At 44.6% G+C, this 26,123-nt stretch carries 26 protein-coding genes, 1 pseudogene and 1 riboswitch; of the genes and pseudogenes, 14 read left to right on the top strand and 13 right to left on the bottom strand.

The genetic code is table 11. From position 1 onward, the window contains the following. Position 1 precedes the first annotated feature (1 nt). Complete coding sequence (locus tag K339_RS0130220; RefSeq protein ID WP_028526934.1) at positions 2–970, bottom strand: DUF2157 domain-containing protein; 969 nt, start codon at positions 968–970, stop codon at positions 2–4. Positions 971–1,239: 269 nt separating this feature from the next. Between K339_RS0130220 and carB the strand changes: the two genes are divergently transcribed. Then, positions 1,240–4,068: a carbamoyl-phosphate synthase large subunit gene (gene carB, locus K339_RS0130215; protein ID WP_028526933.1), complete on the top strand. Its 2,829-nt coding sequence runs from the start codon at positions 1,240–1,242 to the stop codon at positions 4,066–4,068. An 80-nt stretch (positions 4,069–4,148) separates the two neighbouring features. After that, positions 4,149–4,973 (top strand): formate dehydrogenase accessory sulfurtransferase FdhD, encoded by an 825-nt coding sequence (gene fdhD, locus K339_RS0130210; protein WP_028526932.1) that lies wholly within the window; start codon positions 4,149–4,151, stop codon positions 4,971–4,973. Between the two features lie 52 nt (positions 4,974–5,025). Here fdhD and K339_RS0130205 read toward each other — a convergent pair whose 3' ends face one another. Then, positions 5,026–6,216, bottom strand: coding sequence for an MFS transporter (locus K339_RS0130205; RefSeq protein ID WP_028526931.1), 1,191 nt, complete (start codon positions 6,214–6,216; stop codon positions 5,026–5,028). A 194-nt stretch (positions 6,217–6,410) separates the two neighbouring features. Here K339_RS0130205 and K339_RS0130195 point away from each other — a divergent pair, with 194 nt between their 5' ends. After that, a complete protein-coding gene (locus tag K339_RS0130195) occupies positions 6,411–7,433 on the top strand; it encodes an SDR family oxidoreductase (protein ID WP_028526930.1) in 1,023 nt (340 codons plus the stop codon). A gap of 1 nt (position 7,434) precedes the next feature. Further along, positions 7,435–8,019, top strand: a complete 585-nt coding sequence (locus tag K339_RS0130190; protein ID WP_028526929.1) for a Crp/Fnr family transcriptional regulator — start codon at positions 7,435–7,437, stop codon at positions 8,017–8,019. Here the strand turns inward: K339_RS0130190 and K339_RS0130185 are convergent. The 5 genes from K339_RS0130185 to K339_RS0130165 all read right to left on the bottom strand — a co-directional run bounded on the left by K339_RS0130185 (position 8,000) and on the right by K339_RS0130165 (position 11,427). Then, positions 8,000–8,275 carry a Trm112 family protein gene (locus K339_RS0130185; protein WP_028526928.1) on the bottom strand — a complete coding sequence of 92 codons (276 nt, stop codon included), beginning with the start codon at positions 8,273–8,275 and terminating at the stop codon, positions 8,000–8,002. The two genes, K339_RS0130190 and K339_RS0130185, sit on opposite strands and share 20 nt — an antisense overlap. Further along, the gene (locus K339_RS0130180; protein ID WP_037302293.1) at positions 8,253–8,891 is read right to left on the bottom strand and encodes a thiamine phosphate synthase; all 639 of its coding nucleotides are present in this window, start codon (positions 8,889–8,891) and stop codon (positions 8,253–8,255) included. Before K339_RS0130180 ends, K339_RS0130185 begins: the two co-directional genes overlap by 23 nt. Beyond that, complete coding sequence (locus K339_RS0130175; protein WP_028526926.1) at positions 8,888–9,943, bottom strand: AIR synthase family protein; 1,056 nt, start codon at positions 9,941–9,943, stop codon at positions 8,888–8,890. The genes K339_RS0130180 and K339_RS0130175 overlap by 4 nt, the downstream gene beginning before the upstream one ends. Next, positions 9,940–10,668 carry a class I SAM-dependent methyltransferase gene (locus tag K339_RS0130170; protein WP_028526925.1) on the bottom strand — a complete coding sequence of 243 codons (729 nt, stop codon included), beginning with the start codon at positions 10,666–10,668 and terminating at the stop codon, positions 9,940–9,942. Before K339_RS0130170 ends, K339_RS0130175 begins: the two co-directional genes overlap by 4 nt. Positions 10,669–10,776: 108 nt before the next feature. After that, positions 10,777–10,867, bottom strand: a riboswitch (TPP riboswitch). Between the two features lie 59 nt (positions 10,868–10,926). Beyond that, entirely contained in the window at positions 10,927–11,427 is a 501-nt protein-coding gene (locus tag K339_RS0130165; protein WP_028526924.1) for a DinB family protein, read from the bottom strand. Positions 11,428–11,600: 173 nt separating this feature from the next. Here K339_RS0130165 and K339_RS35345 point away from each other — a divergent pair, with 173 nt between their 5' ends. Beyond that, a complete protein-coding gene (locus K339_RS35345; RefSeq protein ID WP_051398366.1) occupies positions 11,601–12,518 on the top strand; it encodes a CE1 family esterase in 918 nt (305 codons plus the stop codon). A 3-nt stretch (positions 12,519–12,521) separates the two neighbouring features. On the opposite strand, the gene K339_RS0130155 is transcribed toward K339_RS35345, so the two are convergent. Continuing rightward, positions 12,522–13,670, bottom strand: coding sequence for an acetyltransferase domain-containing protein (locus K339_RS0130155; protein ID WP_028526923.1), 1,149 nt, complete (start codon positions 13,668–13,670; stop codon positions 12,522–12,524). 367 nt (positions 13,671–14,037) lie between these two features. Continuing rightward, the gene (locus tag K339_RS0130150) at positions 14,038–14,910 is read right to left on the bottom strand and encodes an SDR family oxidoreductase (RefSeq protein WP_028526922.1); all 873 of its coding nucleotides are present in this window, start codon (positions 14,908–14,910) and stop codon (positions 14,038–14,040) included. 125 nt (positions 14,911–15,035) lie between these two features. Between K339_RS0130150 and K339_RS0130145 the strand changes: the two genes are divergently transcribed. The 4 genes from K339_RS0130145 to K339_RS0130130 all read left to right on the top strand — a co-directional run bounded on the left by K339_RS0130145 (position 15,036) and on the right by K339_RS0130130 (position 17,715). Beyond that, positions 15,036–15,434 (top strand): winged helix-turn-helix transcriptional regulator, encoded by a 399-nt coding sequence (locus tag K339_RS0130145; protein WP_037302292.1) that lies wholly within the window; start codon positions 15,036–15,038, stop codon positions 15,432–15,434. A 79-nt stretch (positions 15,435–15,513) separates the two neighbouring features. Then, positions 15,514–15,858 (top strand): zinc ribbon domain-containing protein YjdM, encoded by a 345-nt coding sequence (locus K339_RS0130140; protein WP_028526920.1) that lies wholly within the window; start codon positions 15,514–15,516, stop codon positions 15,856–15,858. Between the two features lie 181 nt (positions 15,859–16,039). Continuing rightward, entirely contained in the window at positions 16,040–17,338 is a 1,299-nt protein-coding gene (locus K339_RS0130135) for a prolyl oligopeptidase family serine peptidase (RefSeq protein ID WP_028526919.1), read from the top strand. A 113-nt stretch (positions 17,339–17,451) separates the two neighbouring features. Beyond that, a complete protein-coding gene (locus K339_RS0130130; protein WP_028526918.1) occupies positions 17,452–17,715 on the top strand; it encodes a hypothetical protein in 264 nt (87 codons plus the stop codon). A gap of 7 nt (positions 17,716–17,722) precedes the next feature. Here K339_RS0130130 and K339_RS0130125 read toward each other — a convergent pair whose 3' ends face one another. Beyond that, positions 17,723–19,306 (bottom strand): Na+/H+ antiporter, encoded by a 1,584-nt coding sequence (locus tag K339_RS0130125; RefSeq protein WP_028526917.1) that lies wholly within the window; start codon positions 19,304–19,306, stop codon positions 17,723–17,725. A gap of 77 nt (positions 19,307–19,383) precedes the next feature. Here K339_RS0130125 and K339_RS0130120 point away from each other — a divergent pair. Further along, positions 19,384–20,178, top strand: a pseudogene (locus K339_RS0130120) (ribokinase); the annotation flags it as partial. Between the two features lie 247 nt (positions 20,179–20,425). On the opposite strand, the gene K339_RS0130115 reads toward K339_RS0130120, so the two are convergent. Further along, complete coding sequence (locus K339_RS0130115) at positions 20,426–20,878, bottom strand: hypothetical protein (protein ID WP_028526915.1); 453 nt, start codon at positions 20,876–20,878, stop codon at positions 20,426–20,428. Between the two features lie 224 nt (positions 20,879–21,102). On the opposite strand from K339_RS0130115, the gene K339_RS0130110 reads away from it, so the two are divergent. Further along, positions 21,103–22,410 (top strand): aminotransferase class V-fold PLP-dependent enzyme, encoded by a 1,308-nt coding sequence (locus tag K339_RS0130110; protein ID WP_028526914.1) that lies wholly within the window; start codon positions 21,103–21,105, stop codon positions 22,408–22,410. A gap of 146 nt (positions 22,411–22,556) precedes the next feature. Further along, positions 22,557–23,042: a thioredoxin gene (trxA, locus tag K339_RS36825; RefSeq protein ID WP_051398365.1), complete on the top strand. Its 486-nt coding sequence runs from the start codon at positions 22,557–22,559 to the stop codon at positions 23,040–23,042. Positions 23,043–23,047: 5 nt separating this feature from the next. On the opposite strand, the gene K339_RS0130100 is transcribed toward trxA, so the two are convergent. Continuing rightward, positions 23,048–23,311 (bottom strand): hypothetical protein, encoded by a 264-nt coding sequence (locus K339_RS0130100; protein WP_028526913.1) that lies wholly within the window; start codon positions 23,309–23,311, stop codon positions 23,048–23,050. Between the two features lie 209 nt (positions 23,312–23,520). Between K339_RS0130100 and K339_RS0130090 the strand changes: the two genes are divergently transcribed. Further along, complete coding sequence (locus K339_RS0130090; protein WP_028526912.1) at positions 23,521–24,318, top strand: HipA family kinase; 798 nt, start codon at positions 23,521–23,523, stop codon at positions 24,316–24,318. Beyond that, entirely contained in the window at positions 24,296–24,679 is a 384-nt protein-coding gene (locus tag K339_RS0130085; RefSeq protein ID WP_028526911.1) for a DUF3037 domain-containing protein, read from the top strand. The genes K339_RS0130090 and K339_RS0130085 overlap by 23 nt, the downstream gene beginning before the upstream one ends. A 107-nt stretch (positions 24,680–24,786) precedes the next feature. Here the strand turns inward: K339_RS0130085 and K339_RS0130080 are convergent, their stop codons facing one another. Next, entirely contained in the window at positions 24,787–26,088 is a 1,302-nt protein-coding gene (locus tag K339_RS0130080; protein WP_028526910.1) for a hypothetical protein, read from the bottom strand. Positions 26,089–26,123 lie beyond the last annotated feature (35 nt).

Genomic DNA, 26,123 nt, shown 5'->3' with positions numbered 1-26,123 from the left:
GTCAGTTGGTTAACCATTTTTTGTAGTTCAAAATAAACATCACTACGCCGCCTGCGCTGGCAAGGAAATAAAAACCGCCAAAGACCATCCAAAAACCAGCGTCGTCGATTTTGCTGAAGAGCAAATAGGTAAAAGCGATGTAACCATACAAAATGGCCATTAATAAAAAGATGAAAGATTGCTTTTGCCGAGCGTACCACACAAAAAAGGTACAACAGCCCGATATTAATAAGGCATACAAAAACCAATAGTCGGAGGTGAAAAGTCCTGCCAAAGCACCAATGAAAAATAAATTGCCTGTGAGGATTAAATAGGTGTTGGTAAAATGTGTTTTGATGCCACGGTGCGCAAGGCCAAAACTGACGCCACCCACTACGAGTCCAAACCCAACGGCGGTATTGATGATTTGGGTACTTCCAAAGTCATTTCCCGTCAATACTTCCAAGGGAGCGATGCTCAACCCTGCCCAAGATGCCAGAGCAGTGAGTCCCATCGATAATACCCCACGGTGGTCGAAACGGTAAGCACAGAAAAGAAAAACAGCCGCTGGCAGAAAAGCCGCCAATCCATAACGCGTGCCAAAAAGGGAATAACGCCATTGGGCGTAGCCTTCAAGCGAAAGAAATAATAGCGCGCCGAGTAACAACACAAAATCAACAAATTTGCCTTCGGAGTTTACTTCTGAAATTGAAAATGGGGGACTGTGTCGATAGGTATAGAAAAAACATCCCAATGTTAGCAATGCCAATACCACAATGAGTGCATCGTGCCCAATGGTGTCGATGTGCAAATATATGAGCATTCCTGCGCCCGAAGTAAACAACACAAGGCCAATGTAAAGCAGGTTTCGGAGGAGAGTATATAACGAAACTGGGCGCGCGTTCTCTGATTGCTTGATGGTTTCAGCACTGGCAGGAGAAACAATTTCGTGGGTTTGCCACTGAGTTAAAATTTCAGATAAAGGGTTCATATCCCAAAGATGAGCGTAATTTTTGGAATTATGAAATCGACTTATTTTTCGTAGATTTTAAATTTATATGCGTTGAAAAAAAACAAAATCACGATTTAATCGATTGATTATTAATGATATAAAAACAATAAACCCCAAGCTGTAAACTATAAACAGAAACCCGAAAAGATATTTTTTTACTTTTTAATGTCCGACTAAACGATTCATGTCCTAATTTTGCACAATTTTTGAGCTGGCGGTACAGCCGAATAACCCCACAAAACAAAAAAATGCCTAAAAATCCCAACATCAACTCAGTCCTCATCATTGGTTCAGGCCCCATTATCATTGGTCAAGCTTGCGAATTTGACTATTCTGGTTCACAAGCGGCGCGTTCTCTTCGTGAAGAAGGAATTGAGGTCATTCTGATTAACTCGAATCCAGCGACAATCATGACAGACCCCATCAACGCGGATCACGTTTATCTGAAGCCACTAGAGAAAAAGTACATTGTTGAAATTTTAGAGAAACATAAAATCGACGCCGTTTTGCCAACTATGGGTGGTCAGACGGCGTTAAATTTAGCCATTGATTGCGACAAAGCGGGTATCTGGAAAAAGTACGGTGTACAAATCATCGGGGTGGACATCAAGGCCATCGAGACGACCGAAGACCGTGAAAAATTCCGCCTCAAAATGATTGAACTTGGCGCTGGCGTTTGTAAAGGTCGCACGGCGAAGTCGTTTTTGGAAGGAAAAGAAATCGCCCAAGAAATTGGCTTCCCACTCGTAATTCGCCCCTCATTTACCCTTGGTGGAACGGGTGGTGGTTTTGTAAACGAGGCCAAAGACTTTGACAAAGCACTTCAACACGGTTTGTTGGCGTCGCCAGTACACGAAGTGTTGATTGAGCAAAGCGTAATGGGCTGGAAAGAGTACGAATTGGAGCTTTTGCGCGACGGTCTCGGAAACCTTATCATCGTTTGTTCGATTGAGAACTTCGACCCGATGGGTATTCACACGGGAGATAGCGTAACGGTTGCCCCTGCCATGACGCTACCTGACACCCTCTACCAACGGATGCGTGACTTGGCGATTTTGACCATGAACGGTATCGGTAAGTTTGCAGGAGGCTGTAACATCCAGTTCTCGGTAAACCCAGAAACGGACGAAATCATTGTAATCGAAATCAACCCACGGGTTTCGCGTTCGTCGGCTCTGGCATCGAAAGCTACGGGCTATCCAATTGCGAAAATTTCGGCAAAAATGTCGATTGGTTACAACCTCGACGAGCTTATCAACCCAATCACAGGAAGCACATCGGCATTCTTTGAGCCTACGATTGACTACGTTATCGTAAAAGTACCACGTTGGAACTTCGACAAATTCCCAGGGGCTGATCGCTCATTGGGCTTGCAAATGAAGTCGGTGGGAGAAGCGATGGGTATCGGACGTAACTTCCAAGAAGCCCTTCAAAAAGCGTGTCAGTCGCTCGAAATTCGCCGTAACGGTTTAGGTGCCGACGGGAAAGAAGTGACTGATGTAGAGGTAATTAAAGATAGCCTTGCGCACCCAAGCTGGAACCGTTTGTTCCACATTTATGACGCCTTCAAATTGGGGCTTTCGTTCAAAACTATCCAAAATTTGACAAAAATCGACCCTTGGTTTTTGCATCAAATTGAAGAACTTGTTGAGTTAGAAAAAGAAATTCAGAAATACGACCTCGAAGATATTCCAGCGAGCTTGGTGTTGACGGCCAAACAAAAAGGCTACGCCGATCGCCAAATTGCGCATTTGTTAGGAGTAAAAGAAAGTCGCATTTATAAATTCCGCCAAGAACACAACATCAAGCGCGTGTTCAAGTGCGTTGATACGTGTGCCGCCGAGTTTGAAGCCCAAACGCCCTATTACTACTCGACTTTCAGCGTGTCGCAAGATGAGCCAGAAAACGAATCGGTGGTGTCAAATCGCAAGAAAGTGGTGGTACTAGGTTCAGGCCCTAACCGCATTGGACAAGGTATTGAGTTTGACTATTCTTGTGTTCACGGGGTATTGGCCGCAAAAGAGGCTGGTTACGAAACAGTGATGATTAACTGTAACCCTGAGACGGTTTCTACCGACCCTGATATTGCGGATAAACTCTACTTTGAGCCTGTTTTCTGGGAGCACGTTCACGCCATTATCCAACACGAAAAGCCAGAAGGCGTTATCGTGCAGTTGGGTGGACAAACGGCCTTGAAAATTGCTGAAAAATTGGAGCAATACGGCATCAAAATCATCGGAAGTAGCTTCGATACCCTCGACTTAGCCGAAGACCGTGGCCGTTTCTCGTCGTTGTTACGTGATTTGGGCATTCCATATCCTAAGTTTGATACGGTACGTACTTCAGATGCCGCCGTTGAAATTGGTAAAAACCTCGGCTTCCCATTGTTGGTTCGTCCAAGCTACGTTTTGGGTGGACAAAGCATGAAGATTGTCTTGAACGAACAAGAATTGGAACAACACGTTGTTAAAATCTTGAATGACATTCCTGACAACAATATCTTGCTCGATCACTACCTTGAAAACGCTATCGAAGCCGAATCAGATGCCATCTGCGACGGTGAAGATGCGTACATTATCGGGGTGATGGAGCACATCGAACCCGCAGGTATTCACTCAGGTGACTCGCACGCTACCTTGCCTCCGTTCCATTTGACAGAAGACGAAATTCGTCAGATTGAGGAGATTACGTTGAAAGTGGCCAAAGCCATGAAGGTAAAAGGCTTGATTAACATGCAGTTTGCCGTAAAAAATGGCGTGGTGTATGTGATTGAGGCCAACCCACGTGCTTCGCGTACGGTACCGTTTATTTGCAAAGCATACCAAGAGCCTTACGTAAACTACGCAACGAAGTTTATGTTGGGTGACAAAAAAGTGTCTGATATTCAGTTCAACCCTGTGAAAAAGGGATGGGCGATTAAGATTCCTGTGTTCTCGTTCAACAAATTCCCGAACGTAAACAAAGAGCTCGGACCAGAAATGAAATCAACGGGAGAGGGCATTTACTTCATTGATAGCCTTGAAGATGATTTCTTCCAAAAAGTATATGGCGAACGTAACCTTTACTTGAGCCGCTAGTTTTAAGTTGATACAATACCTAAAAAGCCTCTGCGAAAGTAGGGGCTTTTTTTAAGCTAAAAGACGAATACCTTGGCTGTATGAACACGAAAAAAGTCCCTATTCTAAAAGTTGTTACCTCGACTTCAAAATCAGAAGCAGTCAATGACCTAGTGGTTGTTGAAGAACCGCTTGAAATTCGGATTGAATATTGGGATGTGGTTCATGGCTGGGTCGAAAAACCTATCTCGATAACGATGCGCACGCCTGGAGAAGACGAGGCACTTGCGGGAGGTTTCCTGTTTACGGAGGGGCTTTTGAAAAACGATGACATTGATTCGGTGACGGCGCATTTGGACAACACCGTAACGGTCAAATTAAAGCCACACATTCGCCCTGATTTACAGAAACTTCAGCGTAATTTTTATGCGACTTCAAGCTGCGGTGTTTGTGGCAAATCTTCTTTGGATGCGTTGGGTTATTCGTATGAAAGTACTGCCTTTGGTAACGTGAAAATGAAAGCGAGTGTCGTAGTATCGTTGCCTGAAAAACTCAGTACTTTTCAACGGATTTTTGACCAAACAGGCGGGATTCATGCGGCAGGCGTGTTTGACGAATTTGGGAATATGCAACTGTACGCCGAGGATGTAGGTCGCCACAACGCAGTGGATAAAATCGCAGGTAAGGCGCGACTTACGAACACACAAACGTTTCAGAATCACGCTCTTGTACTAAGCGGACGGGCTTGTTTTGAATTGCTACACAAAGCGCTGGCGTTGTCCATACCCATCATTGTGGCGGTAGGGGCTCCTTCTAGCCTTGCCATAGAAACCGCCGAACGGTACGGACAAACACTCATTGGCTTTACCCGCGACGGACGTTTTAATGTGTATTCGGGAGCGAGTCGGATTTTGGTTAGTGAGTAGTTTTTATAGTTCAGCGAGTTCTGTGGGTAAAGGTTTTAAAACAATGCCATCCCTATTTTTTAGCGGTATCCCCAAAAGCCAAAATCACCGAAATCAAACTAGCTACGACCGCTCCAATCGCCAATGGTAAAACGCCGTTGGTCAACTGGCTACTAATGACTGCCCCAATTCCTGAACCAATAAAAAAGAAGATAGTGCCGTCAACTGCAGCTGCCAAACCTGCATTTTCGCCCATAAACTCCAGTGCCAACGCCCCACTATTGGGATCGCCAGCGGTAGTAAATGCCATCAACAATGCTATCATCACAAAGAAATAGACCATCGGCGGAGGATTGCCCAAAAACAGCACGCCCCCGAGTAATACCGATGCTGCCGCTAAATAAAGCACAAGAATGATCCTAAGCGTCTTTTTTGCTCCATACCTTTTGGTAAAATAGGAGTTAGTCAACGACAAAATGGCCATTAACAAACCAATAGCACCAAAAATAACTGGAAACAAATCGGGACGCTGGTAAATATCCCCAATGATTCTTTCAGAGCTAGAGACATAACTACTTAACACAGAGAAAATTAATGTGGCGATGGTTACGTACCGTAAAAAATGTGCATCGGTAGCAATTGATTTGAGTTTAGGTATAAGCTCAACTATTTTCATGTCATTCCGAGCTTCAACGGGCAACGATTCGTCCATCCGAAATGACCAAATGAATACCAAAACCGCAAAAATTGGCGGAACAAGAAACACCCATTGCCACGAATAATAATTCAAAACCACGGCTCCGAGTGACGGTGCAATGACGGGAGTAAACAAAAATAAGGTTAGGACTAGCGACATAACTCTGGCCATTTCATCACCTGCATATCGGTCGCGGACTGAGGCAATAGAGGTCATAAAAACGGCTGCCGCTCCCATACCTGAAATGAACCGAAAGAAAAACATCCACGGCAAACTGGGGGAAAATACTGTTGCGAAACCGCTCAAGGTGTATAGTAGTATGCCAAACCTCAGGATGGGTAATCGTCCTATTTTATCAGTCAAGTACCCAAAAACAATTTGCATAATTTGCCCCATAAAGAAAAAAGTAACCAACTTGTCGGTTTGGGCAACGTCGTTTCCCACGGCAAAATGGTGACGAACTTCCGCAAAGGCTGGTAGCATAATATCAATACCCAAGGCCGTCAATACCATTGAGCAAGAAGTAAAAACAATGATTTCTTTCGAAACCTTTTTAGGGTTCTTCATCCTTCATTTTAAATTTTGGCAAAAGTAAGCTAAGAGTTACACTTTCACAGGGGGGAACTGCGACATTTTAGGGATGTTTTTAGGCACCGTCGCATTTTATCCTATGTTATGGTTTACTTCCATCATTTCTTACCATTTGGTAATTGCGGTGATTTTGGGTATCCCTACTTTTGCCTAAAACAAAAGCAATTGCCATGAAAAAAGTATTGGTCACAGGAATAACAGGTTTTTTAGGGTCGCATACGGCTATTCAACTACTCGAAAAAGGCTACGAAGTTGTAGGAACGCTCCGTAGCCTGCAACGTGCTGATGCCATCAAAGCCATCATTGCTCAACACACTGCCAACACACATTTACTGAGTTTTGCGGAAGCCGATTTGAGCAATGAAAAAGTGTGGATGCTACTTACCAAAGGAATGGATTACGTACAACACATTGCATCACCGTTTCCAAGAGAGTTACCCAGAAACGATGAGGAACTAATAGAACCTGCTAAAAACGGGGTTCTCAATATTCTGAAAGCTGCCTCAAAAAACGGTGTTAAACGAGTTGTGTTAACGTCCTCTTCTTCAGCTATTTTGTATGGAAGAGCAAAAAATGACAAAAACGTTGTCCTTGACGAAAATACATGGACAGACGTCACCAATTTGGCAGATACAACTCCTTATTTTCGAAGTAAAACCATTGCAGAAAAAGCCGCGTGGGAGTATATAAAAACCGACAGGTCGGGCTTAGAACTTACGACTGTTCTTCCTGGGGCAATTTTAGGGCCAGTGTTAGAAGAAGATTTTGGAACTTCTGCAAACATTGTCATCAAAGCATTGGATGGAACTATGCCCGCTTTACCCGCCATTGGTTTCGACATGGTGGACGTGCGTTCGGTCGCTGAGTTACTGATTTTAGCTATGGAAAAACCCCAAGCTGCTCATCAACGTTACGCTGGTTCGGCAGGGTTTATTTCTTTCAAAGAAGTGGCTCAACTTTTAAAAACCGCCTATCCTAGTCGCAGGATTCCTTCGTTTCTATTGCCCAATTTTGCAGTTCAACTTTTTTCTCTATTTGATAAAACACTCCAACCCGTTTTATTAGATTTAGGCGTCGAACGAAAAATCAATAACTCAAAGGCAATCAAAGAACTTGGCTGGCGCCCCCGCACCAACCGAGAAGCCGTTCTTTCTTGTGCCGAAAGTGTTTTAAAACTTGGGATAGTCCCGTGATATGAACAAACTCAAATCAACCCTTCAATTTGGTGGCATTCTGAGCGACGATAGCGTCCAGCAAGTGCTAAACCATGCCTATGAAAAAAATCTAAAAGCAGGAGAACACTTTTTGGAGTTTGGGGCTATTGCTCATGAAATCATGTTTGTGGACGAAGGCTTTCTGCGTAGCTATGACATTGGAAACCAGGGCGAAGAAATTACCAAGTATTTTGTTCGCCCTAACCAATTTTACGCCGATTTGGAAAGTTATTACAACTTAACCCCCTGCGAAAATGCCATTCAAGCAATGACTGCGGCAAAGATTTTGGTGATAAAACGTAATAACTGGGAAAAACTCAACGAAACCATTCCCAATTTTTACATCTACACCAAAACCATTATCGAGGCCGCATTACTCAACAAAATCAAAGACAACGATTTTTTGAACTACGGTACGGCTATGGACAAATACCTTGAGTTACAAAAACGCTATCCAGCTATTTTGCTGCACGTTCCTCAGCAATACATTGCCTCTTATTTGAAAATAACCCCACAGTCACTGAGCCGAATCCGAAAGGAATTAGCTAAGAAAGAACATTCTTGATTTGCTGCCTAGCTTTCGCTTCGAGGCTCAATTGACTTTCCCATTTTACAAAAAAAGGCTGTTCCAATTGGGTTTCGCGATAATTGTCAGGAATCATGATGGGGACTCCGTGGATGATGGGATACAGACGATTACAAGTTGGGCAAGTCAGTAATCCTTCGTGAATAAGGTCTGGTTCTTTTTCGGTGAAAACTTGCAGATGAAGGTCGCTTTTGTCAAAAGGACAACACAACTTAGAGAGAAAATGCTTTGTCATGGGTGGGTTGATTTAAAAATGAATGGTAACTCAAAACAGCCTCGTTAGGATTAGACGCGCCCATAATGGCCGAAACCAAGGCGATTCCGTCGAAAGGCAACGAATGCAAACGTGGTAAGGTCAACTCATTGATTCCCCCCGCCAAAAATACCTTTCCTTGGTAAAATTGACGGGTATTTTGGATGGTTTCGGAGGTGACTAACTCGCAACTCGTGCTTGTTTTGGACGGAAAAACGGAGCAATAAGAAATATAATCAAGCGAATGCCGTTCGGCCCATTGTAATTCTTCGACGTGGTTGGAACAGGTCATTCCCCACAACAAATCGGGGCGTTGTTTTTTTAAGGCGGGAAGCATTTCATTGGGTTTGTCGAGGTGAATTCCGTCAAAACAAGTCCATTTTAGAAACTCTAATCCTTCATTCAAAAACAAAGGTACATGAGCCGCTCGGGTCAATTCATGCACTTGCTTAATCACCGTAAGCGGGTCTAAAATGCCCCGCCAATGGTCCCAAAGTTGAACCGCGAACAGGCCGCCCCGCAGCGCTTGCTCAATTTTCTGGAGCAAAAGCGATGTTTCGAGGCTTGGGTCGGCAATTAGATAGATGCTTTTTTTCATTTCCAGCCTTTGTTATATGCCCCAAAAAATGCTGCCCAATACGGGTCTGTTTCAAAATAAGGCAAGGATTTTCTTTGTTCGTGTTCGATAATGGTATGCCCTTCAGAAGGAGCGACAAACTTACCAATCACGGTTGCTGGCAGTCCCTGCTCGATTAACGCATGAATCACCACCGTTTCGTGGGCTGGGTTTACGGATAGAATCATCGAGCCTGCCCCAATACAATAGCGGGAATCAAGCCCAAACATGTTGCAAACTGCCGTTTCCACATCAGTACGCGGGATTTTTTCATCGTTTACTTCTACTCCAAGCCTACTCGCTACCGACATTTCAAACACCGCTCCTAGCACACCACCTTCGGTGACGTCGTGCATAGCGTTGACAACCCGTTGTTTTTCATTGAGTTTCCGAACAACTTCAGCTTCTTTCAAAACTGAGGTTTGGTAAAACAAATCGCTGGCTTTCTGGGCTATTTCTGTTCCCAGTTGCTGTTTGACCGTTTCGGGAAAAGACAAGGCCAAAATCGCCACCGACGACATGGCGCATTGTTTGGTCATCACAATCAAATCTCCCGCTTGTGCGTTGTTGGAGGTCAGAAGTTGCGATTTTGGCGCAATCGTTATCATCGTTCCACCGCCCGCAATGGTCGAATTTTGTCCTTCAATGCTGCCCGTATGCCCTCCCGTGATGGCCACACCGATTTGTTGGCAAAAGTGGTCGATGTGCTGCCAATATTCCCGAAACTGAGCGTCAGTAATGCTTGTCGGGAGATTCAAAACGGTTTGTAGGTACATGGGCGAAAAACTCGTCGTGGCGATGTCATTGGCCATCAAATGCACCGACAGCCAAGCCGATTCTTGCAGTCCCAAGGTCGGGATAAGACTGAGCGGGTCGCTGGTAAGCACCATTGCCCTTTCGTCCAGCAAATCAATTAATGCCACGTCCACTCCAAAATTCGGCCCGACGAGCACTTCTTTTTTCCGAAAACCACTGTTGGGTAAAATGACTTGTTTGAAGTATTCTTCGTTGATTTTGCCCGCGTTTTCCATCATTGCACATCGTTGAATTTGACAAACAAACCGAAAAAATCGCCGTACGGAACGTGCCATTCTTGCACAGGAAACCACTCAGGAAGCCCCGTCGCTTGCCATTCGATGCTGTAGCTTCTTCCCTCAAGCGCCTCGTGGATTTTTTGGGTAAGCAGGGTAGGGGTGTAAAACGTCGCCGTAACGTAAAAAGGATTTTTGCCAAAGGCTTCTTGCACTCGTCGGCGGACGACTTTGGGAGAGTTGCGGTTCATCATGCCAAACGCAATCCCGTATTTGGCCACGCGCGCCGCTTCACGGATTACCTGCACGGGGTCGCGGTAGTATTCAAACGTCGTGATAAAAGCGAGGCAATCGAAGGTGTGATTTTTGAAGGGCATAAAATGGGAGTCGGCCCACACCAAATTTCCCCCAAAAAGATGAACGGCTTGCCCGAGCATAAAGGGGGAAATGTCGCCCCCAGCGGCTTCGATACCGATTTCTTTCCACCAACGGGTGAAGCGCCCCGTGCCGCAGCCAAATTCGAGCAAGGTTTTGATGCGAGGGTCGGAGGTGACAAACCGCCCCATGATTTTCTTTTGCCAAACTTCAGCACGTTTGTAGCGGCCTTCGTACCAAAGTTCGTAAGTGTCGGTGTGTTCGCGGTTAAAAAACCATTCTTTGCGGCCTTGCCAGTTGCGTAGCGGAGGATTGACAAGGCTTTTTTCGCTCAATTGAAGTTCTTCATTCATACGAGTTGGATTAAAAAAATAAAACCTCATTTCTGCACCGAGTGCTCGAAATGAGGTTTCAAAACCAGTATGAATATACCCCTCTTGCGATGGGGCTAGTTCTCCTACGTCTTTTGTCTCCTGCATTCCTCCGCTGGTACTAACCAGTTCAGGTTCTCGGGTATCATCTCAGCTTTTTACAGCACCCCGTGCATGAAATATGAACACAAAAGTAGGGAGGAATTTGAAAGATTCAACAGTTCATCAAAAATAGTTGAACTACGCGCCCATCTCGTCGGCACTTGGGCCATAGACGCCTGGAATCGGAATATCAAGCAAACGAAGATATACGCCTAATTGCGCACGGTGGTGAATCATTTGGCCAATTGAGTGACGGATAGTGTCGTATTTAGAAAGTTGCATAAAAATTACGTCGCCGTTGCGCATCGTCCATGTACCGTCCAATGCGTCGTCTTTGGTTTGTAACAATTGGGCTTTTGATTTGGCAACATTTTCGTCAAAAAAAGTAAGCAACTCTCCGTTCGTTTCAAAGCTGCGTGGTTCGTAAGGCATGGCGGCAAAGTCTATTCCTTCCGTTGTCAAAACTGACTCTATCCAACCCGCCGTCTCCGCTACGTGCGTAGCCAAGTGCTTCATTGCCATGTTTTTAGCGTGAGGTTTCCAGTCGCCTTTTTCGACAGGCACCAACGCCAGCATCTTACGTGTTCCGATGCTTTCGTTTTCCAATTCTGAGGCAAGTACTTCAATAAATGTTTTCATGGTTGTTGTGTTTTTTGGTAAAATTTCTTTTTGCTTTTTGAACAACACAAAGGTCGGGACAGCGTATGACAACCCTATGTCAGTAGCTTTTTTTAGGGGAACAGTTTAAACTTTCACTCTGTCTCCGCATCTAACCCGCAACACCTTCACCATTAAACAGTCTTTCAACTTCCATGAAAACTTTATCTATCATTTTGGGGATTTTCCTCGTTTTTGCCCTTAGTTGCCAGCCCACACAGCCCGCTGAACCTACACTTCGTCGCACCGAAGGGACATTGACCGTAGATGGCCGAAACCGCTTTTATTTAATCAACCTTCCTCCCAATTACGACCAATCCAACGACGTCCCGTTGGTCATTGCCCTACACGGTGGAGGCGGGAAAGGATCACAAATGGAAAGTGATTATTTATTGACGGAAAAGGCCAACGCCGCTCAATTTGCCATTGTATATCCCGACGGCGTACAGAGCGACGGGATTTTGGGCGCTCGCACGTGGAATGCAGGCACGTGCTGCGATTACGCAGTAGAGAAAAACATTGACGATGTAAAATTCATCCGCGTTTTGATTGATGAATTGATAAAAAAATATCCCAACATCAACCCCAAAAAAGTCTATGCGACGGGTATGTCAAACGGCGCCATGATGTGTTACCGACTTGCGTGTGAGCTTTCCAACAAAATTGCCGCCATTGCTCCCGTTGCAGGAACATTGGCTACCACTACTACCTGCCAGCCAACGCGTCCCGTTCCGATTTTGCACATTCATTCCAAGCTAGACGCCAAAGTTCCCTACGAAGGTGGCACGGGAATTTTTGGGTATTACTTCCCGCCCGTCGCCGATGGCCTTTCGACTTGGGTAAAAAATGACGGTTGCGCTTCAACGAGCAAAACGGTCAGTACTTTCCCCAATTACATCCTTACCAAATGGAGCAATTGCACCAACAGCGCCATCGAATTTTACTTTACCAACGACGGAGGGCATTCCTGGCCTGGGGGTGTCAAAAGTCGCGTCGCCGCCGATGACCCGTCCACCGCCATCAATGCCAACGATGTCATTTGGGAATTTTTCAAACGCTATCAATTGCCGTAGCACTCAAATATATCTTAACCAAGTTTTGTGGGTATTTGCCTTTTTGTATCTTCCAAACCATCGACACAGCGGATACAGCGCTCCGACAACTCCTATCCATACCAAATATACGCCCCAAAGTGGTAAGCCATTGGCTGCTTTGGGGCGGCCAAAACTGAACCCAAATTCAAAATCTTTGACCCCAAATCCTTGCGCAAAAAGAATGGCAAACATGGTTAAATGGACGATGTACCAATGCAATAAATAATAAAACATGGGGACTTTGCCGTAGGTAGTAAAAAAACGACTGAGGGCGTTTTCTGCATTTTCAAAGCAGTATAAAAGCAAAAACATTGTCCCTAACGTCATCAAATCGTACAACAACGAAGGTGGGTATTTGGTCACATTAATAAAAGACAAAAACGTCAATAAGCTATCTTTTTGAACCGACCAAGGCTGCGGATCGAGTAAAATATTGGTAAAACGAAGCACCACAAAAGCGGCTAAAGCCACCCCGCCCAGTTTTAAAAAAATTAGTTTTCGTTCTTGGGCAGGCTTTTTAAAATAACTTCCAGCGCCGTATCCCGCCATCATAATGCCCAGCCAAGGAATGAGAGGATACCCCATAATTAGCGTTTTAGAAGAAGGCAATGGCAAGGCCGTTACCGAAAAAATGGGGGTCAATACCGTCCGCAAGACTGAGCCTTCAGCAAACAGAATCAACGCAAATGCACCGTGAAATACCATAATAGCCACACCTACCACGCCTAACACCGAAGCAGAAACCCGATGAAACAGCCCTAAAAGCACGAAACTAAGTCCGATGGCTGCAATGACCTGAAACAGAAATACATTGAAATGAATATCCCACCAAATGCCAAAGGTAATAACGGTAAATTCTAGCAATACGAGCCACAACCCACGCTTGATTAAAAACAAGTGATTACCTTCTTTTTGGGAAGATAAATAAGCCGACATTCCCGCCAAAAATACAAATATCGGCGCGCAAAAATGCGTAACCCATCGGGTCATAAAAATGGATGCGGTGGTGGTCGTTAAGTTGGTAGGATCAAGCGTCTGGGAGGGAATGTGAATCAAATCTCGAATATGGTCGAGGGCCATAATGACCATGACAATTCCTCTCACGGTGTCGATAGACGGGATACGTTTCATAAATAGGCCGATAGGGTTGTGAAAAAGAGCTAACTATCAGCCACTAAAAGTCCAAAAGGTATAAAAACTAATGGGCAGACAAAAATGCTACTCGACGTGCCCGAGGTTTCCTGTGTGTCCGAGGTTTCTTGCGTGCCCGAGGTTTCTCAAAACCTCGGCAGTCGGTTAATCATAACCGACTGCCGAGGTGATTAATTAAGTAGTTGAGTGAAAGTTCTAGAGTAATTCAAAGTAGCCTCGGTAGAGGCGCAACATTTGTAGTAGCAGAAGGATATTTTTTTAATTTTTGCTTCGGGCGGCCCTGTCCGAAGCAAAATAAACTACTAATACACTAAAATTTATACGCAATTAATTAACTGACTGCATACTAAACCGTTTCTAATGCAAACGCTTCCTTTAAGAACGGCGATAGCGTAGTTGTTTTGCGACCCAAAATATTTTCAAGCACGGGTGAAGGCTGGTCAAAATCGCCGTTTTTCACCGCTGCTGCAAACAACACCGACATCAAAACAATAACGTCGGGCAAGCCAAATTGCTTCAATGCTCCCTCAAAAGCCGCTGGTTCAGGATTAATGTACGGTACATTTTTACCTGATAACGTAGAAAGCTCCGCCGCGATTTCGGCAAATGAATAGGCTTCCGAACCCGTCAATGGATACGTTTTGTTTTCGTGGCCTTCGGTCGTTAAAATAGTAGCCGTAATTTCCCCTAACTCTTGACGTGACGCAAACGCCACTTTACCTTCCCCAGCTGGAAAGAAAACGCCCGTTTCCAAGACACTTGCCCCCACAAATTGTGGAATTACCTCAAAATAAAGGCTGTTTTGGAGGAATGTGTAGGTCAACCCGCTCGCTTTGATGTAATCTTCTGTCTCAAAATGATCGCCAAATAACGGTTTCAATGGTGAGGTGTTGATGTCTTTCAAAGCGATCCCCGTATATAAAATATGCTTTACACCCGCATTTTTGGCGGCATCCACTACGTTTTTGTGTTGCCCCAATCGGTCATTAAAATCGTTGGAAGAAACCAAAAGCACCTTGTCGATGCCCTGCAAAGCCGATGCCAACGATGCTTTATCAAAATAGCTTCCTACACGTACGTCCACCCCTTGGGCAGCGAGGTGTTCGGCTTTTGCTGCATCTCGTACCAATACCGCTACTTCGCTGGCGGGTACTTTTTTAAGTAAATTCTCAACTACGCTTCCTCCGAGTTGTCCTGTGGCGCCTGTTACTAAAATCATTTTTATAAAAGTTTATGTGAAAATTGTTTTTGATGGTCACAAAAGTAGTTTAACTTTGCTATGGAAAGTATAGCGATATACAAAAGTATATCAGTATCAAAAAGTATAGCAATCTGATTAACAAGATGATACAAGAGTTAAAATCCATTGAAAACGTAAAAAAATGTCCTGTATCGTACGTTTTAGCCGTACAAGACACTTTAAATGCCTTTCACGGAAAGTGGAAGATGCCTATCATTGGGACGTTGTTGTTTGGCAAAAAACGCTTTAAAGAAATTGAGCGAGAAATCCCAAAAATTACCCCTCGGATGCTTTCGCAAGAGTTGAAAGATTTGGAGGTCAATGGTATCATCAGTCGGAAGGTTTATAATACCATTCCAGTAACAGTAGAGTACGAACTTACCGAATCGGGAGAGCAATTGCACAGGGTAATTGACACGATGATTGAGTGGGGGTTGCAACACCGCCAAACCAATATTATGGACAATTTACCTGCGTTTAGTGGCGTGCGTAATGCAGGATAAACTGCTGGGAAGGACTTTTGTATGTCTTTTTGCAACTAATTTTTCTACTTTTGCGGCCTAATCAAAATAAAACCTTCCTATGTCAGAATTTCCTCCTTGCCCCAAATGCGGTAGCGAATACGCTTATCCAAGCGATGGTTTGTTGGTGTGCCCCGAATGTTTTCACGAATGGAACCCCGAAGATGCGGAGGTAGAAGTGGTAGAGGGTGAATTAAAAGTAATTGATGCCAACGGAAACGTCCTTCAAAACGGAGATTCGGTAGTGGTTATCAAGGATTTACCCGTGAAAGGTGCCCCCAAACCCATCAAAGCGGGCACGAAAGTGAAAAACATCCGCCTCACCGAGGGCGACCATAACATCGACTGCAAAATCGACGGCTTTGGTTCGATGGGACTCAAATCGGAGTTTGTACGCAAAGCGTAAGCTAGGTAATTTGAAAATGTGCTAATGAGTTAATTTGAAATTTCAACTTGATGATTAGCCATTTGCTCATTTTCAAATCTTCAAATTAGAGAATTAGCTCCTTCTACTCGACATTCTGCACTCTGCCCTCGACATTCAAAAAATAGTTATCTTTGGCTATTCACTTATTCTTTAACCTTTCATGAAAGTATTACACCTTACCAAAGTCATTTGTTTTGCGTTTTTGTGCGCATTTTTTTGGAGAACTCCCGTCCAAGCTCAATCTTCGAGCGACTACACCCTCGTGGTGGAAGGCTACGATTGGGGCCCTGCGGTCAGCAAAGTGATTGTTGCGCTGGGTGCACCCTCAAACAACGTCGATTTTAAAGATTTTACCGTTGCCGTAACGCGGAGTTCGGACTGCGCTACCATTCCCGATGCCCTCAAAAGCGGCAACCGAACGGTGGTCTTTGCCTATATTTCCGATGCTCAAGGTAACCGAATCAAAGAAGGTTTGCACGCTACGCTCGTTCTGGCCGTAGCACCCAACATGCCTCTCTCTTCGCCTTTTCAGTACTCTCAGAGTGGCCAATGTAGAGGAAATTCGTGGGTCAACTACCAAGTAAACGTTACCAACCCTAAAACCAATCAAGTGTGGAACAAAGAAAAAGCGAGGCTTCGCCTAGGCATCGACGAGTTTGACTTGACAGGAAAATATGAATACGAAGCGGGCAAAACCATGTCGTACGCGGCTTTTACGCCCAAAAATAAGTCAGCTAAAAACCCCTTGATTATTTGGTTACACGGCGGTGGTGAAGGCGGCACCGACCCCACAATTCCGCTGATTGGCAACAAAGCTTTTAATTATGCCTCCGCCGATATTCAAAAGTATTTTGGCGCCGCCTACGTGTTGGTGCCTCAATGCCCTGGCGCATGGATGCACAACAAGGAGGGCGTGATGCAGCCTGGCTCGGGCGAGGATGTATATAACGTAGGGTTGATGGCGCTCATCAAAGTGTACGTAGCCCAGCACCCCGACATTGACCCCAAGCGTATTTACGTGGGTGGCTGCTCAAACGGCGGCTACATGGCGCTCAAGTTAATTTTAAAAGAACCTGCCTATTTTGCGGCGGGCTATATCAGTGCCTTGGCTTACCAATCGCAGTACATTACCGACGCCCAAATTAGCAGCATCAAAAATGTGCCGATGTGGTTTATCCACTGCAAAGAAGACGCCACGACTAAACCTGATTTGACGGTAGTGCCCGTGTACGAGCGTTTGAAAAAGGCAGGAGCTAAAAACGTGTATTTCAGCTATTATGACCACGTAACCGACCTTTCGGGCTTTTTTGGCGGCGACAACTATTACTACAACGGACATTGGTCGTGGATTTATTCGCACGTAAACCACGCCCAACTCGACTACGACGGCTCGCTCGTTCGTCTCAACGGCCGCCCTACTACCATCATGGAATGGATGGCTGCACAGCGGAAAAAGTAGCGTGATTCTGGGTGTACCTGCATTTATTCGTACACCCAGAATCAGTATATCGAAGCTGAACAAATTTTAACGTATTTTCAGTCTAAAAATCAACTACCAAACCCACTTTAAATATGGAAAATCCGCTTGGCACAAAAGATTATGGGCAATTAACGCTAGAAGAGTTAAGGGCAGAAGAGAAAAAGCTAAAGTCGCAACGCATACCTACAGCGGTTTTTGTTGGCTTTTTGGTTGGTATTGCCATTTACTCCGCTACCCACAAAGGCACATTTCTTCCCGTCATATTGATGGTTGCGGCTTTTATTATTGGTCGCAATGCCACTAATAAACTCAAAAACCTCCAAGCTGAAATTCAACGTAGAAATAGCACATCTTAACGTGCCCTTATTCGTTCAATCGGGCCTCTTCCAGGTCTAATTCGTGCTCTTTTCGGCGAAGTAATTCATCCGAATAGCTTTTCTCATTTCGTAGTTTATAAAGCTCACGGCGGCGTACATTGACCAACTCCAGCAACATACGGCGGTATTTGGGCAAAAAGTGCGGCACCGCCTTTTCGGTATCTTCCTTTAATAATTTCTGATTGGCAATTTCGGACATTCGTTGATACCGATCTTTGATACGGATATAGGCATCTATGGTTTCGAGTTCTGCAACGTAGTTGGTTTGCAAATGATTGAGCGCCGCATCTGCCAAACGAAGCCGAATCTCCACCTCTTGCTCTTTATCTTCGTTCTCTTCCTCACTGATTTTCAACCAACGAATAATGGGTGATAAACTGAGTCCTTGAAATACCAACGTAAATAAAATCACAACAAAGGTGACAAAAAGCAGTAAATCGCGGTGGGGAAAGTGCGCGCCTCCCTCCAAGGTCAAAGGAATGGCCAAAGCAGATGCCAACGAAACTACGCCCCGCATTCCGCTCCAAGCAATCAAAAACTCATTTCTCCAACTCAATTTGCGCTCCCGTTTGTTGAAAAAACACGACAAATACATGCCAGAAAATACCCATGCAATCCGAATAAGCACCACTAAAACGCTGATTACCAAACCATAAAAAATAAGTTCGGCCAAGGTGTACAACTGAAGCGCCGTAAAAATAGCGGGGAGCTGGAGGCCAATCAGAATAAAGACAAATCCATTGAGGATAAAAATAAAAACATCCCAGACCGAATAGGCTTGAATGCGGGTATTGTAGGAAAACATTTCGTGCGAACGATAGCTCAAAAACAACCCGCCACTTACCACCGCCATCACCCCCGAAGTGTGAAAATACTCAGCAACGATGTACATCAAATACGGAGAAATAACGGTCAAAGAAGTATCAATACTGGCCGTGGTGGGTAGGTATTTGTGGATATAAAAAAGCGCAAAACCAAACAAAAGCCCAATAAACACGCCTACACCTGCCACCACAAAGAAATTAGTAGCTGCGTTGGAAAACGTAAACTCTCCCGTCAAAGCAGCTGCTAACGCAAATCGAAAAACGATCAATGACGACGCATCGTTGATGAGGCTTTCGCCCTCCAAAATGGTGACGACACGCTTGGGTACTTTCACGGTTTGTAGCACCGACGTCGCCGCCACTGCATCGGGTGGTGAAATGATGCCCCCCAACAGAAAACCGAGTGCCAACGGAAAACCAGGAATGAGCAACTGCATCACGAGTGCAACCGCCGTGGACGTAAAAAATACCAGCCCAAAGGCCATCATGCTAATCGTTCGTCGTGCCGCCCAAAACTCTCGCCATGAAGTATTCCAAGCCGCCGCGTAGAGAATAGGAGGTAAAAATATGAGAAAAACGATGTCGGGATTCAAAGTCACAACTGGAATGCCAGGAATAAAACTAATCACCAAGCCTGCAAGTACCAAAAAAATGGGATACGGAACCTTTAGCTTTTCACTGAGCATCGACAGCATTGAGACGGCCATCAAAAGGGCAACAATAAGTAGTAAATTTTCGTGAATCATGGGAGAATGTACAGGTGGATTTGGTAAAGTTAGCAAAATCAATCAAATTTAATTTTGACTAACGTTTCCAAAAATATATGAAAATCTTAAATTTTGGTTCTATCAACATCGACTATGTGTATGGAGTTCCCCATTTTGTAAAACCCGCCGAAACAATTGCCAGTACGTCGTACCAAGTTTTTATGGGTGGAAAAGGCTGTAATCAAAGTGTCGCATTGGCCAAAGCAGGCGTGCAAGTCTATCACGCAGGGGCTATTGGAGAAGATGGGTTATGGATAAAAAATCAGTTGAACGATTGGGGTGTAAACGTTGATTTCTTAACGGTTTCCGACGGCCCAACGGGCCATGCCATTATTCAGGTGGAGCCCAGCGGCCAAAATGCCATTATCATTCACGGTGGGGCTAATCAGACCATCCATTCTTCCCAAATCCATGATGTGCTTCAGCATTTTGAAAAAGGGGATATTTTATTGGTACAAAATGAAATCAATGCTTTGCCCGAATTGCTCCTTGCAGCTTCCAAACGCGGCCTGAAAATTTTCTTTAATCCCGCCCCCATGACATCCAGTGTTTTTGAGTTGCCTTTGGAAACCATTGACGTTTTTATCATCAATGAAGTGGAAGGTGAAGAACTAACCAGCCGAAATACGGCAGAAAGTATTTTGGAAAAAATGGCTGAACAATTTCCCAACGCAGCTACCCTTCTGACGTTGGGCGAAAAAGGTGCATGCTACCAACGTGCGTCCAAAATTAGATCCATTAATGCTAAAAAAGTAAAAGCCATAGATACGACCGCCGCAGGCGACACCTTTATTGGTTATTTTTTGGCCAACTGGTCATCGGGTGAAACCCTGGATACTTGCCTGCAAAAAGCCACCCAAGCATCCGCTATTTGCGTTACCCGTGCGGGTGGCGCGGTGTCAATCCCATCCAAAGAAGAAGTAATGTAAGTCGTGGAGTCAGATTTTTAAAGTGGAGCCAGATTCTCAAATCAAAAGTGGAGTCAGATTCTCAAATCTGACTAGGAGGTTTCTCAAAACCTCGATTATTTCAGTTTTGAGAAACCTCACGCGTTGGTGATAAGTAACCAACGGCACTAGAATCGTTGAGTATAGGAAATTAATTTTTCTTTCCAACAAAAGAGATAGCGCCTAAATCTGCATCAACCGCCGAAATAGTGAGCAATCCACCAGTATAAGTAGCTACTTTTATCGTACCGCTGTAGGCTTCAATTTCGCCCGTAGCTGCTTTTTTGAGGGTTACTTCACCCAAATTAGATACATCGTCAGTCACTTTACCCGCCTTATCTTTATCGGTAAGGGTAAGTATAGCCGTTGCTTTGTCGTCAGCTACTTTTGTTGCCACAATTTTTCCCGAAAGTGTCACTCCCGTGGTAAGATTGGTAAACGGCATATCGGCAGTAAACCCACTAACCGTAACTTTGGTGAGGGTATATGTGCCAGCGACTTGGTCGCCCATCGAAGGTTCTGGTTCGTCTTTTTTGCTACATGAGGTAATGACAAAAGCCATTAAAAGTACCAAAAGTGCAGATGTTAAACGAAGCTGTTTCATAAATGAGTAGAGATGTTAGATGATTAGTAATGGTTAAACGGACATAAGACTGGATACAAAGATAGAAAATCATATACCGTTAATAGCACATTTTGCCAAAGCATTTATTTAACGGACATTTTATCAAAGTATTTTGTATTGTTTTTAACCCGATTTCAGTAGCCTTTTTAAGTAGTTTTTTGTAGTATTGTAAGCCGCATTACATTTCAAAAACTCACAATCGAATGTTTAACCGTCGTCAATTTTTGGGCTCGCTTGGTGCTACCGCAGGTGCGCTCAGTCTTCCTCCTTTTCTTACATCTGCCGAAGCGAACAATTTTGAGACCCTCAATCGCCAAATCGGGCATTTGTCGCCCGTAGAAGCCGCTCAGAATGAAGACTTTTGGGCTTGGGTCAAAACAGAATATACCGTTTCGCCTAATTTGCTTAACCTCAACAACGGCGGCGTTTGTCCGCAGCCGCGTTCGGTTCAGGATGCCCACATTCGGTTTTACCAATACTGCAACGAAGCCCCGAGCTACTACATGTGGCGGATTTTGGACCAAGGCCGTGAAGCGCTCCGCAGCAAACTTGCCGATTTGGCGGGTTGCGATGCCGAAGAAATTGCCATCAACCGTAATGCCACCGAAGGCTTAAACACGGTTATTTTTGGGCTTGATCTAAAACCTGGCGACGAAGTTGTGTTAACCAAACAAGACTATCCCAATATGATTAATGCTTGGAAACAGCGCGAAAAGCGAGACGGCATTAAGTTGGTATGGATTAACCTTGATTTGCCCCAAGAAAACGACGCCTATTTTGTCGATAAATTTGTGAGTGCGTTTACGCCCAAAACCAAGGTGGTACACATTACGCACATGATTAACTGGGTGGGTCAAATTCAACCCGTTCGTAAAATTGCCGACGAAGCCCACAAACGTGGCATCGAGGTCATTGCCGATGGGGCGCATACGTTTGCTTTGTTAGATTTTAAAATCCCTGATTTGGGCTGCGATTATTACGCAACCAGCCTTCACAAATGGCTATGTGCACCTTTTGGTAGCGGAATGATGTACGTTAAAAAAGATAAAATTTCTAAGGTGTGGGCTTTGCTTTCCAACAACGAGCCCGACGGCCCCGATATTCGTAAATTTGAAAGTTTAGGTACGCGCTCATTTGCCTCCGAAATGGCGATTGGTTCGGCCGCTGACTTCCAACTTTCAATCGGTACGGCTCGCAAACAAGCTCGCGCGCATTATTTACAGCGGTATTGGACGGATAAAGCGCGTCAAATCCCTGGCGTAAAGATACATACTTCCCCTAATCCAAAATATGCCTGTGCGATTGCCTTGGTGTCAGTTGATGGGCTTAAAACGTCGGAATTGGACGGGCAACTTTATAACAAATTCAAGATTCATACTACGGGTATTGAGTGGGAAAACATCAAAGGGGTTCGGGTAACACCGCACGTGTATCACACCCCCAAAGACCTCGACCGACTTGTTCATGCCCTTGACGATATAGCGACAACGGCTCGGAAAAAAACGGGATAGAAAATTTTGTTATTAGGCGCTAGACCTTCCAAGTTTCCAAAACTTGGAAGGTCTTTTTTATTATGTGACAAATGTCCCTGACAGGCTTCTTTTTTACTTACACCTTTGTGCCAGATTCAAGATTAACAACAACAAAATTATCTTCAATGAAAAAATACACACTCATTCTCGCAATTTTCCTAACCCTCAGCGCTTGTGGAACACAATCGAACGAGCAAACGCCAACCAATACGACGTCAACAGCCAACGAAAATGGGGCAATTTCTGCCGCAGAAGCCCAAAAAAGAATCAAAGACAACCCTAAATTGACGATAGTGGACGTCTCCAAGCCTGCGGGCATGAACCGCGACCAATTTGATGCGGCACTTAATTCACCTAAGCTAGTTTTGATTGATTTTTATGCCGATTGGTGTGCGCCTTGCAAAAAAATGGCGCCTTATTTAGAAGAAATTAAGACCGAAATGGGAGATAAAGTCGAAGTAGTGCGCATCAATGCCGACGACAGCGCCGAGTTAGCCTCTCAGCTTAGTATCGAAGGGCTTCCTACGGTACTGGTTTTTAAAAATAAAACCATGGTTTGGAAAAATGTGGGTTACATCGGAAAAGAAGAGTTGGTGAAACAACTTCAATAGCGACGCTATTTCTTTTCTTGTCGCCGTGCCTTGGTCTTATCTGCAATCCATTGAAAAACAGTAGCAAAGCTCGCGATGGCAGTTGGCTTTATGAGGGCATTAGGCCAGTCTGTGGTATTGACAATGTTTTCAAAAAGTGGTAGAGAAGGTATTTGGGAATCAAAAAAGCTTTCAAAAACGGGGTAAAACTCTCCAAAAAGGGTGCTGTATATAAAAACCCCTATTCCAAAACCGAAAAAAATGGATAAATAAAAACGAGTTGGTTTCATAGTGGCTGCATTTTCTTTTGTTTCTGGCTCAAAACTAGCTTCATGTCTTTTTGAAAGAAAATCAAAGTGATAAAACTACACATTGTCGGGATGAAAATGCAAGGATTTCAAAACAAACTACTACCAAATGTCTTAAAAACCCCCTAACTTTCCAGCTTCAATCAATCCTGCCTCCCATTTTGTGTGGAGAAGCTTTAGCTTAAAGACGAATGAGTCCATCTTTTTCTCCCCTCCGAACTGTCAACGTAACGCGGTATGTTACGCCCTTGCGTGAAGGCGGTTCGCTCCCTGCCCTTGTCGAAGCCGATGACGGTTTTTTGTACGTTATGAAATTTCGTGGAGCTGGGCAAGGGCCTAAAGCACTCATCGCGGAGCTTATCGCGGGCGAACTTGCGCGTACGTTGGGGTTTAAGATTCCAGAACTTGTCTTTACCGAACTCGACATCGCCTTCAGCCGAGCCGAGCCCGACGAAGAAATTCAGGACTTATTAAAAGCCAGTGTGGGGCTAAATTTGGCCTTGCATTTTTTGTCGGCGGCCATTACGTACGATGCTTTGGTAACCACCATTGAGCCAAAATTAGCCTCGCAAGTGGTGTGGTTCGATTGCCTTATCACCAACGTTGACCGTACTTCGCGAAACACCAATATGTTGATGTGGCACAAAGAACTTTGGCTCATCGACCACGGTGCAGCTTTGTATTTTCATCATTCATGGGACAATTGGGAACAACAGGCAAAGCGGCCTTTTGCCCCTATCAAAGACCATGTTTTGCTGCCGCAAGCGTCTGAATTAAAGGCTGTTGATGAAGAGTTTAAGGCTAAAATTACCCCTGAGCGTATTCGGGAGATTGTTAGCTTTGTTCCTGATGAATGGCTTGTGGATGCCTCCAATTCGATGACTGCTGAAGAGCGTCGTCAAGTATATATTCAATTTTTAGAAACGCGCCTAGCTGCGTCAGAAATTTTTGTCAACGAAGCCCAAAATGCCAGAAAATTACTTGTTTGAGTATGCCGTCATCCGCTTTGTTCCGCGGGTAGAGCGTGAGGAATTTCTCAACGTTGGGGTTATCTTATATTGCCCTTCACAAGGGTTTTTACAAACCAAATTTCTCCTCAACGAAGACCGACTCAAGGTTTTTGGGTCAACCGTTTGTTGCAATGAATTAACAGAGCGGCTACGTACTTTCGAGCGTATTTGTGCAGGTCGAAAAGAAGGTGGACGTATTGGGCAACTTTCTATTGCAGAACGGTTTCGGTGGCTTACTTCAACCCGAAGCACCATTATTCAGTCTTCTCCCGTGCATCCTGGCTTGTGCCAAAATCCAGATGATACGCTTCAACAACTGTTTGTCCAGCTTGTTGAATAGGTTTTTCTCACAGAAAGACACAGATTAAACAACTCACAGATGATGATCTTTCTGCGTTATTCAGCGCCTTTAAATCTGGGAAAATCTGCGAGCAAAAAATGAATGCGTTAAAAGATCACTTTTCCAGCATTCCCCGCTAGCCAGGTATTCCGCACGCCGCAGGGGCCGTTGAAACGGTATTGGACGCCGACGATGTCGGTAGGGGCGTTCGTGATTTTGGCAATATAAGCCACTTTATTGTTGACAAAAATTTTCATTTCACCCCGTTTACATTCTATTTTGAGCTTGGTCCATTCGCTGGGCGTGCAACCAAAACCGCTCAAATCGGCTTTATTACTTGCTACATAATACCCAAAAGCCGCCAATGAAATATCGCCGACACAACCAACGCTCGTGAGTGGCACCATCATAATGTCGTTTCTGGCTTGTAACATCACCGTCACTTTCTGGCAAGCATTGCTACCTTCGGGTAGGCCACTTTTTACCTCAGTTTCAAAGGTGAAATTATCCGTCATTATACCCTTGAGGTCTTTCTGGTTGAACAACCGAATTTTTGGTGGGGTTGGGTTTAGCGGAACGTTATACTTGTCGAACACGGGTTTATCTATCTCAACGACGGAAGTTTTTACGATGTCAGTTTGTTTAAAATACAGAGGTTCTATCCCCCAATCGGCTTCAACGACGCCAAGCCAGCCGTCGGTTTTGATTTGAATATCGTGCTCTTTGATTATTTCTTTCCCAATCATCAATTTTGCTTGAAAATACCCAGGATAATAATAAATGGACGAATGATGTTTGTTGTTTTTATTGACCAACACCTTGCGCCGCACGTCCCACGATTGCGAAATAAAGACCGAATCTTGGGGGTTGGCATTGGACGCGTCAAAGTCAAATACCACTGAGTTGGGCAGTCCTTCGGTGAGCATTGTTTTCGACGAAAAGCTAAAATCGTTGGGATTGTATTTGGGTTTGCTCGAAAGAAAATAAAAACTAAAAATGCTTAACGAAACAACGACCAGTGCCACCAAAGTCCAGCGTTGACGATTCCATAAAGTCGTTTTGGGGGTAGGTAAAGGTGGAAGTGAAACAGTCGGTGTTGTTATAGGTGTTGGGGGAAGAGTTTCGATATTTTCTGGATTTTTGACCAAAAAATCACGCCAATCTTCGTAGTTCAAAAACTGCGCAAGTGCGTTGAGGGTGGTCATGGAAGGCTCGCTTTTGTAGCTGACTTTCCCAAATATCCGCTTCAAAGTTGATACGCTCAACGACACACTTGTTTTTTCAACAATTTGTTCGCTGAGTTTTTCAAAATCGTAATTATTCCAAACGCTGCTTTCGCCCCATTGCAGGTGCGCTTCCATCTGGGATTTGAGCTTGGAAATCGGTTGATGAATGGCTGTTGTGTTCATATGGGGCAAAAATAAGGCAAAACGGCAATGAAATG

The sequence above is a fragment of the Runella limosa DSM 17973 genome, from assembly GCF_000482465.1.
Lineage (GTDB): Bacteria > Bacteroidota > Bacteroidia > Cytophagales > Spirosomataceae > Runella > Runella limosa.
The sequence above is the reverse complement of the archived record's forward strand: the minus strand, read 5'-3'. Positions and strand labels throughout refer to the sequence as shown.

Bases quoted from the DNA above. Each gene is read 5' to 3' on its own strand.
- K339_RS35345 (WP_051398366.1), top strand. From the start codon at position 11,601: ATGAAAACTTTATCTATCATTTTGGGGATTTTCCTCGTTTTTGCCCTT.
- K339_RS0130175 (WP_028526926.1), bottom strand. From the start codon at position 9,943: ATGATGGAAAACGCGGGCAAAATCAACGAAGAATACTTCAAACAAGTC.
- K339_RS0130135 (WP_028526919.1), top strand. From the start codon at position 16,040: ATGAAAGTATTACACCTTACCAAAGTCATTTGTTTTGCGTTTTTGTGC.
- carB (WP_028526933.1), top strand. From the start codon at position 1,240: ATGCCTAAAAATCCCAACATCAACTCAGTCCTCATCATTGGTTCAGGC.
- K339_RS0130170 (WP_028526925.1), bottom strand. From the start codon at position 10,668: ATGAATGAAGAACTTCAATTGAGCGAAAAAAGCCTTGTCAATCCTCCG.
- K339_RS0130185 (WP_028526928.1), bottom strand. From the start codon at position 8,275: ATGACAAAGCATTTTCTCTCTAAGTTGTGTTGTCCTTTTGACAAAAGC.
- K339_RS0130180 (WP_037302293.1), bottom strand. From the start codon at position 8,891: ATGAAAAAAAGCATCTATCTAATTGCCGACCCAAGCCTCGAAACATCG.
- fdhD (WP_028526932.1), top strand. From the start codon at position 4,149: ATGAACACGAAAAAAGTCCCTATTCTAAAAGTTGTTACCTCGACTTCA.
- K339_RS0130115 (WP_028526915.1), bottom strand. From the start codon at position 20,878: ATGAAACAGCTTCGTTTAACATCTGCACTTTTGGTACTTTTAATGGCT.
- K339_RS0130125 (WP_028526917.1), bottom strand. From the start codon at position 19,306: ATGATTCACGAAAATTTACTACTTATTGTTGCCCTTTTGATGGCCGTC.
- K339_RS0130195 (WP_028526930.1), top strand. From the start codon at position 6,411: ATGAAAAAAGTATTGGTCACAGGAATAACAGGTTTTTTAGGGTCGCAT.
- K339_RS0130205 (WP_028526931.1), bottom strand. From the start codon at position 6,216: ATGAAGAACCCTAAAAAGGTTTCGAAAGAAATCATTGTTTTTACTTCT.
- trxA (WP_051398365.1), top strand. From the start codon at position 22,557: ATGAAAAAATACACACTCATTCTCGCAATTTTCCTAACCCTCAGCGCT.
- K339_RS0130145 (WP_037302292.1), top strand. From the start codon at position 15,036: ATGATACAAGAGTTAAAATCCATTGAAAACGTAAAAAAATGTCCTGTA.
- K339_RS0130165 (WP_028526924.1), bottom strand. From the start codon at position 11,427: ATGAAAACATTTATTGAAGTACTTGCCTCAGAATTGGAAAACGAAAGC.
- K339_RS0130155 (WP_028526923.1), bottom strand. From the start codon at position 13,670: ATGAAACGTATCCCGTCTATCGACACCGTGAGAGGAATTGTCATGGTC.
- K339_RS0130190 (WP_028526929.1), top strand. From the start codon at position 7,435: ATGAACAAACTCAAATCAACCCTTCAATTTGGTGGCATTCTGAGCGAC.
- K339_RS0130100 (WP_028526913.1), bottom strand. From the start codon at position 23,311: ATGAAACCAACTCGTTTTTATTTATCCATTTTTTTCGGTTTTGGAATA.
- K339_RS0130150 (WP_028526922.1), bottom strand. From the start codon at position 14,910: ATGATTTTAGTAACAGGCGCCACAGGACAACTCGGAGGAAGCGTAGTT.
- K339_RS0130130 (WP_028526918.1), top strand. From the start codon at position 17,452: ATGGAAAATCCGCTTGGCACAAAAGATTATGGGCAATTAACGCTAGAA.
- K339_RS0130080 (WP_028526910.1), bottom strand. From the start codon at position 26,088: ATGAACACAACAGCCATTCATCAACCGATTTCCAAGCTCAAATCCCAG.
- K339_RS0130090 (WP_028526912.1), top strand. From the start codon at position 23,521: ATGAGTCCATCTTTTTCTCCCCTCCGAACTGTCAACGTAACGCGGTAT.
- K339_RS0130220 (WP_028526934.1), bottom strand. From the start codon at position 970: ATGAACCCTTTATCTGAAATTTTAACTCAGTGGCAAACCCACGAAATT.
- K339_RS0130085 (WP_028526911.1), top strand. From the start codon at position 24,296: ATGCCAGAAAATTACTTGTTTGAGTATGCCGTCATCCGCTTTGTTCCG.
- K339_RS0130110 (WP_028526914.1), top strand. From the start codon at position 21,103: ATGTTTAACCGTCGTCAATTTTTGGGCTCGCTTGGTGCTACCGCAGGT.
- K339_RS0130140 (WP_028526920.1), top strand. From the start codon at position 15,514: ATGTCAGAATTTCCTCCTTGCCCCAAATGCGGTAGCGAATACGCTTAT.